Source organism: Treponema pectinovorum (genome assembly GCF_900497595.1).
GTDB classification, from domain to species: domain Bacteria; phylum Spirochaetota; class Spirochaetia; order Treponematales; family Treponemataceae; genus Treponema_D; species Treponema_D pectinovorum.
In genome coordinates this window covers 42,109-56,152 of the sequence record NZ_UFQO01000001.1, presented here as the reverse complement: position 1 = coordinate 56,152, position 14,044 = coordinate 42,109, and the positions used below count along the sequence as shown (strand labels likewise).

General features: G+C 35.7%; 12 protein-coding genes. 11 read left to right on the top strand and 1 reads right to left on the bottom strand.

Annotated elements, in window-relative coordinates:
- Positions 1-6: 6 nt before the first annotated feature.
- The 5 genes from FXX65_RS00265 to FXX65_RS00245 all read left to right on the top strand — a co-directional run bounded on the left by FXX65_RS00265 (position 7) and on the right by FXX65_RS00245 (position 4,375).
- On the top strand, positions 7-777 hold the full coding sequence (locus tag FXX65_RS00265; RefSeq protein WP_147614590.1) for a metallophosphoesterase: 771 nt from the start codon (positions 7-9) through the stop codon (positions 775-777).
- On the top strand, positions 770-1,702 hold the full coding sequence (locus FXX65_RS00260) for a transcriptional regulator (RefSeq protein ID WP_147614589.1): 933 nt from the start codon (positions 770-772) through the stop codon (positions 1,700-1,702). The genes FXX65_RS00265 and FXX65_RS00260 overlap by 8 nt, the downstream gene beginning before the upstream one ends.
- Before the next feature lie 78 nt (positions 1,703-1,780).
- Positions 1,781-3,430, top strand: a complete 1,650-nt coding sequence (locus FXX65_RS00255; RefSeq protein WP_147614588.1) for a GAF domain-containing SpoIIE family protein phosphatase — start codon at positions 1,781-1,783, stop codon at positions 3,428-3,430.
- A 20-nt stretch (positions 3,431-3,450) separates the two neighbouring features.
- Complete coding sequence (locus tag FXX65_RS00250) at positions 3,451-3,789, top strand: anti-sigma factor antagonist (RefSeq protein WP_147612666.1); 339 nt, start codon at positions 3,451-3,453, stop codon at positions 3,787-3,789.
- 34 nt (positions 3,790-3,823) lie between these two features.
- On the top strand, positions 3,824-4,375 hold the full coding sequence (locus FXX65_RS00245; protein ID WP_147614587.1) for an ATP-binding protein: 552 nt from the start codon (positions 3,824-3,826) through the stop codon (positions 4,373-4,375).
- 61 nt (positions 4,376-4,436) lie between these two features.
- Here FXX65_RS00245 and FXX65_RS00240 read toward each other — a convergent pair whose 3' ends face one another.
- Positions 4,437-5,552 (bottom strand): glycosyltransferase family 4 protein, encoded by a 1,116-nt coding sequence (locus FXX65_RS00240; protein ID WP_147614586.1) that lies wholly within the window; start codon positions 5,550-5,552, stop codon positions 4,437-4,439.
- Positions 5,553-5,601: 49 nt separating this feature from the next.
- Here FXX65_RS00240 and FXX65_RS00235 point away from each other — a divergent pair, with 49 nt between their 5' ends.
- The 6 genes from FXX65_RS00235 to serS all read left to right on the top strand — a co-directional run bounded on the left by FXX65_RS00235 (position 5,602) and on the right by serS (position 13,953).
- Positions 5,602-6,780 (top strand): DEAD/DEAH box helicase, encoded by a 1,179-nt coding sequence (locus FXX65_RS00235; RefSeq protein WP_147614585.1) that lies wholly within the window; start codon positions 5,602-5,604, stop codon positions 6,778-6,780.
- Positions 6,781-6,868: 88 nt separating this feature from the next.
- A complete protein-coding gene (locus tag FXX65_RS00230) occupies positions 6,869-9,859 on the top strand; it encodes a chromosome segregation SMC family protein (protein ID WP_147614584.1) in 2,991 nt (996 codons plus the stop codon).
- Positions 9,852-10,214 (top strand): hypothetical protein, encoded by a 363-nt coding sequence (locus FXX65_RS00225; RefSeq protein ID WP_147614583.1) that lies wholly within the window; start codon positions 9,852-9,854, stop codon positions 10,212-10,214. Before FXX65_RS00230 ends, FXX65_RS00225 begins: the two co-directional genes overlap by 8 nt.
- A 5-nt stretch (positions 10,215-10,219) precedes the next feature.
- Positions 10,220-11,755: an outer membrane protein assembly factor BamD gene (locus FXX65_RS00220; protein ID WP_147614582.1), complete on the top strand. Its 1,536-nt coding sequence runs from the start codon at positions 10,220-10,222 to the stop codon at positions 11,753-11,755.
- A gap of 47 nt (positions 11,756-11,802) precedes the next feature.
- Positions 11,803-12,519, top strand: a complete 717-nt coding sequence (locus tag FXX65_RS00215) for an SIMPL domain-containing protein (RefSeq protein ID WP_147614581.1) — start codon at positions 11,803-11,805, stop codon at positions 12,517-12,519.
- Positions 12,520-12,624: 105 nt separating this feature from the next.
- A complete protein-coding gene (gene serS / locus FXX65_RS00210) occupies positions 12,625-13,953 on the top strand; it encodes a serine--tRNA ligase (RefSeq protein WP_147612674.1) in 1,329 nt (442 codons plus the stop codon).
- Positions 13,954-14,044: the final 91 nt, after the last annotated feature.

The following is a 14,044-nucleotide window of genomic DNA, read 5'->3' as shown; positions in this document are numbered from 1 at the left end:
CGATATATGAAAATTCTCTGCGTTTCAGATCAGATAGACCCGTTAGTATACAGCTCATTAGCAAAGGAAAGATTTTCAGACTGTGTTGCTGTTCTTAGTGCAGGTGATTTGCCGTCTGACTACATAGATTTTATAGTTTCAACCCTGAACAAGCCGACTTTTTTTATATTTGGCAACCACAATCTTTCGGAATTTGGCTACTATCACACCTTAAAAAAACGGAACAAGGGTCCACATCCAACAATTCAACCTGGAAGCAATCCTTTGGATATGAATGGAAGTTTTGGCGGAATCTATGTAGGATTTAAAAATATTCGCTACAAAAAGTTGATGATAACAGACCCAGACACAGGAAAAAGACGTCCGCTTCTAATATCTGGAATTTCTGGCTCTAAAAAATACAACAACGGCTTAAACCAATACAGCGAATTCCAGATGAAAATCGCCCTTATCAAAATGATTCCAGGTCTTTTATACAACAAAATGCGCTATGGAAAATATCTCGACATATTTTTAACTCACGCATCTCCTCGTCATATTCACGACAAAGAAGATGCCTGCCATCAGGGTTTTGAATGTTTTAATTCCTTTATAAAAAGATTCAGCCCATCCTATCTTATCCATGGGCATATTCACCTTTATGACGCAAACGAGCAACGAATTACCGCAGTAAAAAATCGAGCAGACAAAGAAACTTTGGTAATAAATGCATACAGCCACATAATTTTAAATCTTTTTGCAGATAAAAATGATGTAATTGGAGAAGCAAATGTCTGAATCGCTCTTATCGACAGAAACCAACGAAGACTTTGCAAAGGCTCGCAACAAAGCGCTTTTTAATGAAATTCAGCATTTTTTAAATCCAGAAGAAGCGACTTTGATTTCGTTTTCTGACATAAAAAAAATGTTAAAACCAGATAACGAAACCTATCTTGGAATGAAAACCGTTCCTGTAAAATATATTGTAGGAAGTGAATCTCGCTATTTGGATTTTGACAATAGATTTTTTCCAAAAAGAGCACACTTAAAAACAAGATGGGAGCATATAGATATGGCTAACATCAAAGATATAAACCTTCCGCCAATAAAACTCTACGAACTTGGTGGACTGTATTTTGTTCGCGATGGAAATCACAGAGTTTCTGTAGCAAAGGCAAAAGGAATTGAGTTTATAGATGCAGAAGTTGTAAGCCTTCAAAGTGAAATTCGCTTAACTCCTGGAGATTCATTTCAAAAGATGACAAAACAGGTTATCGCTTACGAAAAACGAATTTTTTACGGAAAAACAGGGTTTGGCGATGTAACAGATTACTGGTGCTTAGATTTTTCTGTTCCAGGTCAATACGACGTAATTTACAACCACATTTTGACGCACAAATATTACATCAATATGAACCGAACAGAAGAAATTGGAATGGACGAGGCTATTTTATCGTGGTTTAGAACAGTTTATCTTCCAGTTATAAAAGTCATAGACCGGCATAGGACTATGCGATTTTTTAAGGGCAGAACAAAAAGCGACATCTATGTATATATCATAAAATACTGGGATGAAATAAAAGAAAAATTTGGCAACGACTATAGCATAGACGAAGCAGCAGATTCGTTCACGCTAAAATTTGGCAGTAATTTTCGGAAGAGAATCTTAAACAAAATAAAAAAAATCATACTAAAAAAAGAAATTGAAAACTTCTTAGGTTGACGGGAGTTTTTCTCAATATTACAATGACGGTATTACATGTATAGTAAAACTGTTTTATCAAAAACGGAGAATTAAAAATTGTTCAATTCTGATGCAATAGCCTACATTCCTCTATTTATAACTGCTGGTTTATGTGCAGTGTTTTTTATCTTTCTTGCTATAATCAAAATTCGAAAAACAGCAAAGGTAAGTTTACTTTCATTTCTTTCAATCACTATCATCATAGCGGACTGCATTTACACTGCTTTAAATCCTAGCATTATGCGTTTCGTCGTAGTACTCCTTCTAGCCTCATTGATAATCCTTCCATATCTGATAATGCTTTCGTTTGGGAAACCTCGCAAAGAAACTCATAAAAAAGTTGTAGAAGAACAAAAAGAAGATAAAAAAGAAATTATAATTGAAGATGTGCGCCCAGAAGAGATAAACATCGTAGAAAAAGGTCGCTCATTTGCTCAATTAGCTTCCGATGCCTTTGGCAAAAAAGAAGGATTTCAGAATTTACTGGATACTATAAACAGGAGTTGCATAGAAGTAACAGGAGCAGATGGTGGAGCCATTTTAATGGTAGACGATTTTGAAGATTCCATAAACGTAAAATCATTTGTGGGAAACTTCCCTCCTCCTTATAAACTTCCAGATGAAATTCCACACAAGGAATTGAGAGTTTCAACAAGTTTTAAATTTGCAGCGTTTCCGCTTCGCGACAATATATTTGGCGAAGTTGCAAGTTCTGGTAAAGCAGAAATGATAAATGAACCTAAGACAGACTCCAGAATTTTTGAAAACCGGCCAGAAGAATTCTTAAAACTTGGCTCATACATTTTTATTCCAATTCACCTTAGGGGAAAAGGAATTGTAATAGGGCTTTTGGCTCTTTCTAAAAATTTAGGGAAAACTTTTACACAGCAGGAATTTGACCGTGCTTTGTTGTTAGCAAGTTTTGCAGAAGTAGCATTAAAAACTACTACAGATTTTGCAGAATTCTATGAAAAAAATGAAATTTCGAAAGAAAGCAAAATAGTTGAAGATTTACAAAATATTCTTCTTCCAAAAAAAACCGGTCAACTAGAAGGAATTTCTTTTGGGTCTTTTACAGAACACACAGAAGGTGTTTGTTCCGATGTATATGATGTATTGCAGGCAAGAAAGGATAGAATTTCATTTATCTTGATGGATGTTGCAGGAAAAGGAAAAAACTCATTTCTCGTGATGTCTATGATTCGTTCTATGGTTCGCCTATTGGTCAATACTCCGCAAAGTTCAGGGACAATATTAACTCTTGCAAACAAAGAAATCTGTGGCGAAACAAATTTTGAGCACTTTTCTTCGATTGCTCTGATAAATTACAATCCTGCAAGTAAAACCGTTCAATTTTCATCGGCAGGAACAACAGGTGTTTATCTTTATTCAAAAGAAAAAGGCAGTGTAGAAAGAAAATCTGCTTCTAATGAACCACTCGGCGTAGAAAAAACAACGACTTACAAGGATATTCAGTTTACAGTTTCTCAAGGGGATATTATAATTACATTCACTGACGGCTTGATTGAAGCGTTGGATTCTTCTGGAAAGCAATATTCCATGAGTCGTCTTTCAAATCTTATAAAAACAAACAATGCTTTATCGGGAACACTATTGGCGGACTTGATAAAGACTGATATGAAGAAGTTTGTCGGTTCACAAATGCTGTACGACGATCAGACACTTCTAATTATAAAAATTCAGTAAATAAAAAAGGAGTTTTTCTTATGGAACTGAAGATTCGTAAAAATGGAGAGGTTTATATCATTGATGTAAACGGTGAGATGGATCTTTACAATTCGTATAAATTAAAAGAACTAGTTATGAAAATGCTGGAAAAGAATGTAAAAAATTTCATCATAAATCTTGAACAGGTAGACTATATCGATTCATCAGGAATTGGCGCACTTATATACATCTGCTCTACAATAAAGAAGATGAATTTAAAATTGGCAATTTCAAACATTCACGGTTCTGTAAAAAAGGTTATCGAATTGACAAAGTTGATGGGGTATTTCCCAATCGCTAACAGCATCGAAGAAGCACTTTTGATGGTAAACGAATAGAGAGTTTGTAGAAAATACAAAATGGAGTAATAAGATGGAACTTTACAAAGAGTTACGCTCGGATGAAAATGACCCGCTTTTCGATACAACAAATATGCTTTACAAGGAATTTCCTTCCGATTTTCGCCAGATTCGTTATTTTACACTCTTGATAGTACAGTCGGCGCCTCTTGAAATAAAGGAAATAAACCTTCTTGAACAGCAAATTTCAGAAGTGATAAAAAATGCTGTAAAACACGGCAATAATTGCGACATCAACAAAAAAGTTAGAGTTTGGTATTCGTTCAGTCCGTCGCATGCACACCTGATTGTAAAAGATGAAGGAGAAGGCTTTAAAGAGCTTGAAAACTGGAACGAATTTAACAGAAAGCGAATAGATTGTTTGCAAAATCACAAATTTGAAGAACTTGCAAACTACGTTTCTTTTAGAACAAAAAAATCTGACGACCAGGATGGCGGAAACGCTTTGTTTGCAGCACTAGAATACTGGGACGGCGGTTACGTTTACAACGGAAAGAGAAATGGCGTTGCTATGTTAAAGAGATTTCAGCAAAAGCATCATGGCGTCGCTGTTGATGAAGAATAAATAATTTTTTTATATTAGAACACGAAGCCGAGTTTTGAGATTTGAACAAAATTCGGCTTTTTTATTTTGCAACGCTTTTTAAAACCTCAATAGTTTTTTCTGCAGTTTTATCCCAACTAAATCGCTTTGTCCACTCAATGCCACTAGCCTTCAATTTTTTTCGTAAAGCGGAGTCTACTGCCAGCAACTCTATAGCTTTTGCCATTTCTTCTATATCGTCGCTGTTAAAATAGAGTGCATTGTCGCCTGCAATTTCTGGGAGAGAGCCGGCATTTGAACAAGCAACAGGAATTCCAGTCGCAAGTGCTTCTAAAACAGGAAGCCCAACGCCTTCATTTATCGAAGGAAAAAGGCAGCCCTCTGAATTTGAATACAAAAGCGGAAAACTTTCGTGCGGGAAAAACCCCACAATAAAAATATCTTCTCTAAATTTTGATTTTAGAATTTCATTTTTTACATCTTGAGTAACATTTCCTTCTTTGCCTGTTAAAACTAGGCGGTGTCCAAGATGAGTTCTCTCTTTAAACAGATTGAATGCCCTTATCAATTCTACATGTTTTTTTGTTGCAGCAGACATTTGAGACGGATAAATAAAATAAGGTTTTTTTACAGAAAAAGGTTTTATATCCATCAATTCTGGCTCTAAATCTTCTCTTGGATAAAATTCAGAATGATTTATTCCGTTATAGACAACAACGATTTTTTCGTCTTTTACACCAAGTTTTATCAAATCGCGGCGGATAAAATGGCTTACTGCAATTATTTTGGAAGCATTTTTGAGGGAAAATATCACCCTAGCCTTTCTTCTTTCAGAACCGCCAGAAAGATAAAGTTCTGATACAACATCGTGCACAACCGCAACGCCAGGAATGCTGTAAAAAAAAGGAAGATAGCGAGCGCCAGCGGTATATAAAACAGCCGAATAATGCCTGCGTTTTGCAAAAAAATTCGCAAAAGCATAGTGCCAAAAAATTTCTGCGCGTTCGCTGTCTGGGAGTTTTACAGAAAAAAAGTTGAGTCCAGTTTCGCTACCGTAGGTGTATCTGTCGATTTCTGAACCAAAAAGTTCAAATTTGTTTTTATCGGTATTTTTTAACTGTGCAGAAAGTGAAGAAAGATATGAACCTAAACCTGTTTTTCCATGACCGCAGCCAAAAGTATCAATGCCGATATTCATGATGGTAAAAATTATAGCAAACATAATTTTTCTATGCTATAGTCTACGCATGGCTCAAGAAATCACTTTTCATTCCTTAAATATTTTAGAAGAACTCACAAAAAAACTCGAAGAAAATAACATAACAGTTCCAACAAAAGTTCAAATACAGGCGATTCCGCTTATACAAAACGGAACATCCATTCTTTTTCAAAGCGAAACAGGAACTGGAAAAACCTATGCATATCTTTTGCCTCTCCTGACAAAAATTCTTAGCGAAGAAGAATCAAAAGACATAAAATTGATGATTATTGCGCCAACTTTTGAACTTGCAAGCCAAATAAAAGCTCAAATTCAAAAAATCTCTTCAATAAAGACGGCACTTTTAATCGGTGGCGCTCCTATAAAACGGCAGATAGAAAATTTAAAGGAAAAACCCAATGTGATAATTGGCACTCCTGCAAGACTTTATGAACTTTTCAGCCTAAAAAAAATAAAACTTGAAAATCTCTGCGCAGTCGTTTTAGACGAAGTTGACCGATTGCTTGCTCCAGAGTTGAAAGATGAAACCCTTGCTCTTTTAAAATCGCCAAAAAAAAATGTGCAGATGATTGCATTGAGTGCAACTATAACAAAGTCCACTCAAAAAATTCTTTCCGACACAAAATTGCGTTCTGACGGAAATTTAGAACACAAGGTTGAAACGCTTTTTCTTCCGCCAGAAGATGTTTTAAAAAAACGAATAACTCATCTGGCGGTATTTGCGGAAAATCGCGATAAAATCGAAACTTTAAGAAAAATTTTGGTTGCAGAAAATCCTTCAAAATGTCTGATTTTTACGAGTAAACTCGATCAGGTGGAAAATATAGTTTCAAAATTGCGATATAAAGGAATTGATTGCTCTTATGTGCATGCAAAAATGGACAAAGTCGAGCGAAAATCAAATATTGACAGATTCAAAAGTGGAAAGATAAAAATTCTAGTTACAAGCGACTTATCTAGCCGAGGTTTAGATATTTTAGAAATCTCGCACATAATTCAGATGGATTTGCCTTCAAACGAGGATTTTTTTATTCACCGTGCAGGAAGAACTGCAAGAGCTGGAAAAACAGGAATAAACATAGTTATTGGCGATGTATTTGAAATGAAAAAATACGCTCAATTAGAAAAAAAACTCGGTATCATTGTATATCCCAAAATACTTTATAAAGGAAAACTTATTTCCCCAAACGGAATTGAAGAAGTCTAGGCCAACCTTTGCTTTTAATTGAAACGCAATTCTTTTATCGTTATAATTTGTAGGATATTTCAATTAAAATTATCTCGGAGTCTAAAAAGTGTTTCTAAAAAGTTTGGATATCTTCGGTTTTAAATCATTTGCCGACAGAACTCACATTGAATTTGCAGACGGAATAACAGCCTTGCTAGGTCCTAATGGGTGTGGAAAAAGCAATGTCGTAGATGCTGTAAAATGGGTTCTTGCAGAAAATAAGGCAAAAAATCTCCGAGCAGATACGATGGAATCTGTAATTTTTAATGGAACAGAAACACGCCCCGCGCTAAACATCGCAGAAGTTACACTCACTATTGCAAACGAAAACGGCTTGCTCCCCCTCGACGATTCGGAGATTGCACTAAAGAGGAGATTATATCGGTCAGGAGAAAACGAATACTACATCAACAACAGGCAGGTAGGTCCAACAGAAATCCGAAGGCTTTTTATGGACACTGGAGTTGGAAAAGCAGCCTACTCTGTAATGGAACAGGGAAAAATCGACCAGATACTCTCTTCAAAACCAGAAGATCGCCGCTATCTTTTTGAAGAAGCCGCAGGAATAAGCAGGTCAAAAGCCGAATGTGCAGAAGCCGAACGAGAACTGATGCGCACAAGGCAAAATCTTGCACAAATTGAAATCGCGCTCGTTGAAAATAAGCGAAATTACGAAACTTTAAAAGTTCAAAGCCAAAAAACAATACAATATAGAAAATTAAAAGATGATATTTTCAATTATGAACTCGATATTCAACTTTTGCGCCTAAAATCGTTTACTCAAGACAAAGCTAGGCAAGAAGCTGTAAAGGCAGAACTTGAAGCCAAGCGCGCAAAAATTCAAGATGAAATAAAACAGGTTCAGTCTTCCCTTTTTGAAAATAACGACAAGATAAAAGATTTGCAGACAAAAATGAATTCTCTTCAAGTTGAACTTGCAACCGTCCAGACAGAAAAGACGAATAAACTTCAGCGGGCACAGGAATACAACCTTAGAGCAAATCAGATAAAAGAAAAAATTGGCATTTTGGAAGTAAAACAAAATTCAATTCAAGAAAAAATCGATACGTTCAACGAAGAAATTGACGAGAGAGAAGCCGACCTCCATTCTAAAAATCGCGGACTCGACAGCATACAAGAAAATATGGAAGCCGTAAGCCAGAACATAAACTCTGCAAATACGAAGATGGAACAAAATGACAGATTTGCAGATGAAAATTCAAAAAGAATTGAAGAATTAAACGATGAAATCTCAAATCAACAGAAAAAATTAGGCGAAATAACAGAAGATATCGTAAAAGAGCTCGATGCAAAATTAAAAGAGTCCGGATTTTCTTCAAACGCTGCAAAGCAGGCAAAAGATGAATTGATAGAATCGCTTGCAAAATTAAAAATCTTTGCTGAAGGACGAAAAAACATAATTTCAGATTACTTTTCGATGGCAAATCATTCCTCAGAAGAAAATGAAAAGATGATTGAATCTGCGATAAAAGCTTTTACCGAAGTAAAATCGCTTGCAGAATCTGTGGAAAAATCTTTATCAAAATACGAAAAAGCGATGCCAAACTTTTTTGAAGAATTTGTTTCTCCACAGGGAATCATCACAAAAAAACGCGCAATCGATAACGAAATTGAAACTTTAAAAGGGCAAATTGTAAAAGTTCAGGAGCATATTCATTCTTTAAGGGACGAAAATTCTTCTTTGATAAAAAAAATTGAAGAATACCGCGAAAATTTAAATCAGCTTAAAGTTACACAGGCTTCGATGCAACAAGCAATTTTTGGAGTAAAGCAAAACGTCGACCTTTTAAAACGCTCGCTGGTGAATGAGCAGAACAATTTCCGTCAAAATGAGCAGGAACTTGAAGAAGAACAACGCCGTCAAGAAGAATTAAAAGACCAGATTGTAGAAATTCAAGGCGAATTGGCTTCTATAGAAAGGCGTGGGCAAAAATGTGCCGAAGAAATGGCGGATATTAACAATCAGATTGTGCTTTGCAATTCTTCCGTAAGCGGAACTCAGGAAAAACTGGACAAAAAATTAGAAGAACAGCGAAAAAACCAAAATCAATACGAAAAACTTACGATGGATTTGGTAACAAGCGATAACGACATAAGAAATATAAAACAGAACTTTATAGATACGCACAGCCGAGATTTGATGGAATTTGAAGAGCGGATGTACAAAATAACAGAGTCGTCGGCTTCTCTAAAAGAAAAATTGAATCAATCGCGGGAAGATTTGAAGAATTTGGGTTCTGTAAACTTGATGGCACCAGAAGAATTTGAAGAGCAAAAAGAACGATATGAAAAATTGCAGGCAAGTTATGACGACACAAATAAATCGCTGGAAAATCTTATAAGGGTTTCAGAAGAAATAAAAACAAAATCCACAGAGATGTTTTTGGACACATACAACAAGATAAAAAAGAATTTTCACAATATGTTCCGAAAACTTTTTGGTGGCGGAAAAGGAGAACTGCGTCTCGTAGATCCTCAAAATGTTCTAGTTTCCGGCATAGATATTTATGCAGAGCCTCCTGGAAAAAAATTGCAAAATATTGCGTTGCTCTCTGGCGGCGAAAAAACGATGACTGCTGTCGCACTGCTATTTGCAACCTATCAGGTAAGGCCGAGTCCGTTCTGTCTTTTGGACGAAATCGATGCAGCGCTTGACGACAAAAACGTTTCAAGTTTTGTAACTGCCTTGCGTTCTTTTTCAAGGCTTTCTCAATACATCGTAATTACGCACAACAAAAAAACAGTTACTGGCGCTAACACGATGCTTGGTGTTACGATGCAGGAATCTGGTGTAAGCAAAGTTATGACGATGCGCCTTGATAAAGAAATTAAAATTGAAAAAGAAGACGGCGAAGAGGATTTTATTGAAGAAGAAGTTGAGCCAGAGCCAAATGTTTATATTCCTCCTAGACCTGCAAAAAGGATTCACAATCCAGACGGAAGTATAACAGATCCAGAAATCGAAAAGATAAAAGAAGAATCAAAACTTGCAAGCCAAAGAGCAATGGATTCTCTAAAGGCAGAAAAGAATGATTGATTTTGAAGAATTAAAAGACAATTTTTTTGAACTTTTTCATAAAAAACCTCTCTACTCCTTGGGACTATTGATTATCCTTTTATTTTTTTTGATTGCACTCATCGTCATCTTTATACAATCATCAAAGCCAAAACAAAAAACGTATCAAAAAACCGATTTTGTTTTAGATGCAAAACCACTTTTGCCAGAAGGGCCAGAAATTGAAAAAAATTATTATCCTGAGCGAAGTTTAAAAAAGCAGTGGAGCCAACAGGAAATTGAACAATGGTTTACAAAACCAGATTCGACGATTTTAAAAGAACTCGAACGAACAAACGACAAAATAGTAAAAGAAATTACAGGGGCAGCTCCGTGAGCAAAATGAAATCGAAAAAAATTTTTAAATACGTATCTTTAATTTTTTCTTTTCTTGTTTTTTCATCCTGTCTTTCTACAAAAAAAATTGAAGAAGTTGCTCCAGCGACACAAACGCCAATCGAAGATATTTCTCAAAAAGATATTTCTCAAGATGAAGAAAATCATGAAAAAAATTATGATTCTGTCGAGATTGAAGAAACAGAACCTTCAAACACAAAAGAATCGCTTGAAGAACTTGAAGAAAACGCAGAAAAAATCGACGAAAATGATATAATTCCAAATCCTGTAAAAGAAGACAGCGAAGAAACTTTTAGTGAGCCAGATATTTTTGACGCAGCGCCAAAAGATGAATTTCCTTTGCAAAAAGAAACACGGCCAGAAGATGAAAAAACTCAAGTTCAAGATACAAAAGAGCAGGACTTTCAAATAACACAAAATCTCTCCGTACAAAATGTCGAAGGCGAGATAAATGCTATTCAAGAAGAAAGTTCTAAGAAAATCGAAACCGAAAACAACGAAACAAAATTAGAAAGCGATGCAATAAAACAGCCAGAAGATGAAAAACCTTTGGAAGATTTGCATAAAGATTTTGACGCACAAGAAACTTCAAAAACAGAATCTGAAGTGGATTTTCAAAATAAGACATCAGCGATAACGCCTTCTCGAGCGATGGCTGTCAAAAACAATCAATATGTAGATGTTATATATCCAGGAAGCGGCTGGATTTACATAGGAGAAGTCGAAAATCAAAATCTATTCAGATATTTTGGAAGAAAACTTGGCAGCAAAGACACAATATTTACGCTTCGCTCTTATAAAAAAGGAAAAACCTTGCTACATTTTTATAAAAACGATATTTTAACTTCCCAATATATAGACGATTATCTTGAAGTTACAGTTGAAGAAGATTCTGCAAAATCAGGAGAAAAAGTTGTTGCGCCTTCTTATGCGCTAGTAGTTCCGCCAAAGCCAGTTAGAAACGAAGAGCATTTTTCTAAAGGAAAAAATAGTAACGCTAAAAAAATAAATGCGGAAGAGAACTCGACTATTACTCAAAAAGATACAGAAAATTCCTTATCGGTTTCTGTACCTCTAAGCGAAAAGAAACAGGACGATAATCTTAAAACCGTAATTCAAACAACTGACAAAAATAGAACTTTCTCCTCTGCCCCATTATCAAATGGTCAATCACAAAATTCAGCAAATCAAAATCAAAAAAACGATGATATTTCAGATTTTTCACAAGTTAAAAATCCAGCTGTAAATCTTCTTGACGAGGCAAAAAAATCATACGAAGCAAAGGAATACGAAAAGGCACTTAGTCAAATTCAAGAATATCTGGACAGCGAAAACACAAAGATTGACGAAGCACTCTTTGTTCAAGCACAAATTTTAGAAGCGGACAGCACAATCAAAAATATAAAAAGTGCACTCGATTCATACGAGGCGATAATAAAAAAATACCCAACGAGCAGATTCTGGCAAAATGCGAACAGGAGAAAAATCTATCTTGAACGCTATTATATAAATATTTATTAAAAATCTGCGTTGCAGATAAAAAAAATTAAATTCATTGGAGATAAAAAATGAAACTTTTAAAGACAATATCTTTTATTTCAGTAACACTTTTTTTGAGCGCTTGTACCATAAAAACTATGGAAAATAATAGGCGCACAGTAAGCGTAAGCGGAACAGGAACGGTAGAAGTTGAAGCAGACAATGCAACTATAATCCTTTCTGTAAACACTCGCGGAAAAGATGTTTTAAAGGCAAGCGAAGAAAACGCACAAAAAATGACGAAAGTTCAGGACGCTGTGGTTAACGCTGGAATTTCAAAAGAAAATATTTCAACACAGCGTTATACAGTTTATCAAGAATCAAATTATTCAAGCGGAAGGTCGATTCCTGGCGATTATGTCGTTTCAAACAATATAAAAATCTTCGTAAAGGATTTATCGCTTACAAGTGCTGTAATCGACTCTGCTCTCAAATCTGGCGCAAACGAACTTTCGTCGCTTGAATACGGAATAAGCAAAAATGATGTTTATGTAAAACAGGCTAGAACGCTTGCAGTTCAAAATGCACACGATACAGCAAATCTAATCGTAACAACAGATGGTGCAATGCTTGGAAAACTTATTTCCATAAATGAACATCAAAATAATTACGGAGTTTACAGAACCTATGCGGCAAAAAATCTAATGGCAGATGCAGAAGCTTCGAGTATTTCCGTTTCAACCCCTGTAAGCGCAGGAAAATCAACCATAAGTTTTACAGTAGATGCAGTTTACGAAATAAAATAACGGCGATTTTTACTTTAGCGATAAAAATCAGTTTGATTGAAAAATTCGTATCAAATCAATAAAATATTTTAGAATGTTTCACTTTTGTGGCATTACGAGGAAAAAATGTTAGACCTTAAATTTGTAAAAGAACACTTGGATGAAGTAAAACAAAACATAAAAAATCGCAACATGGTCGCAGATGCAGACTTAGTTGTAAAACTTTATGACGAAAGAACTGCCCTGGTAACAGAACTTCAGTCTTTACAGCAAAAAAGAAATCAAAATGCCACAAATATGAAGCAAAAACTGGACGCACAGACAAGGCAAAACTTCATAGAAGAGGGTAAAAAGATAAAAGAAGAAGTTGCAGAAGCAGAAAAACGCCTTGCAGAAGTTGAAGAAAAATTAGACGATGCTGCTCGCCAACTTCCTAATATGTGCCATCCAGACACTCCCATTGGAAAACTCGACACTGAAAATCTGGAAGTAAAAAAAGTTGGGACACCTCGAAAATTTACATTCAAGCCAAAAACTCACGTGGAGTTGGGCGAAGAATTGGATTTGATAGATTTTGAAAGAGGAACAAAGGTTTCTGGTTCTAAATTTTACTATCTAAAAAACGAAGCGGTTTTCTTGGAGCAGGCGCTCATAATGTACGCCCTTAATATATTGCGAAAACACGGCTTTACAACTTTTATAACTCCAGATGTTGCAAAAGAAGAAATTTTAAAAGGAATAGGTTTTAATCCGCGCGGGAATGAATCGAATGTTTATTCGATAGAAGATGAAGGTACTTGCCTTGTTGCAACTGCGGAAATTACTCTAGGCGGCTACCATTCAGACGAAATTTTGGATAAAGCTTCCCTTCCACTTTTCTATTGTGGTCTTTCACACTGTTTTAGAAGAGAAGCAGGCGCTGCGGGGCAATTTTCAAAGGGGCTTTACAGAGTTCACCAGTTTGACAAGGTAGAAATGTTCGTATACTGCCTTCCAGAAGATTCTGATAAGATTCACGAAAAACTTCGCCTAATTGAAGAAGAGATTTTTACAGGATTGGGACTTGCCTTCCATGTTGTAGATACTTGCACAGGAGATTTGGGTGCTCCTGCATACAGAAAGTGGGATATAGAAGCCTGGATGCCAAGCCGAGCAACAGACGAAAAACCAAATGGCGACTATGGAGAAGTAACTTCAACTTCTAACTGCACAGATTACCAATCGCGTAGGTTAAATGTAAAATACCACGATGATGACGGTAAAAATAAATATGTTCACATGTTAAACGGAACGGCGATTGCAGTAGGAAGAGCGATGCTTGCAATAATGGAAAACTATCAAAACGAAGACGGCTCCATAACAGTTCCAGAAGTTTTAGTTCCACTTTGCGGATTTGAAAAAATCGGTCCTAAAAAAGAAATAAAAGACCCTGTTTACCATGCAGCAAAAAAGTAATTAAAATCGTTATGGAATAAAAAAACTCCACAAGATTTTTATAAAAGAAAAAGCACCACTAAAGGCTGATAGAAAAGATTAGTTTTTACAG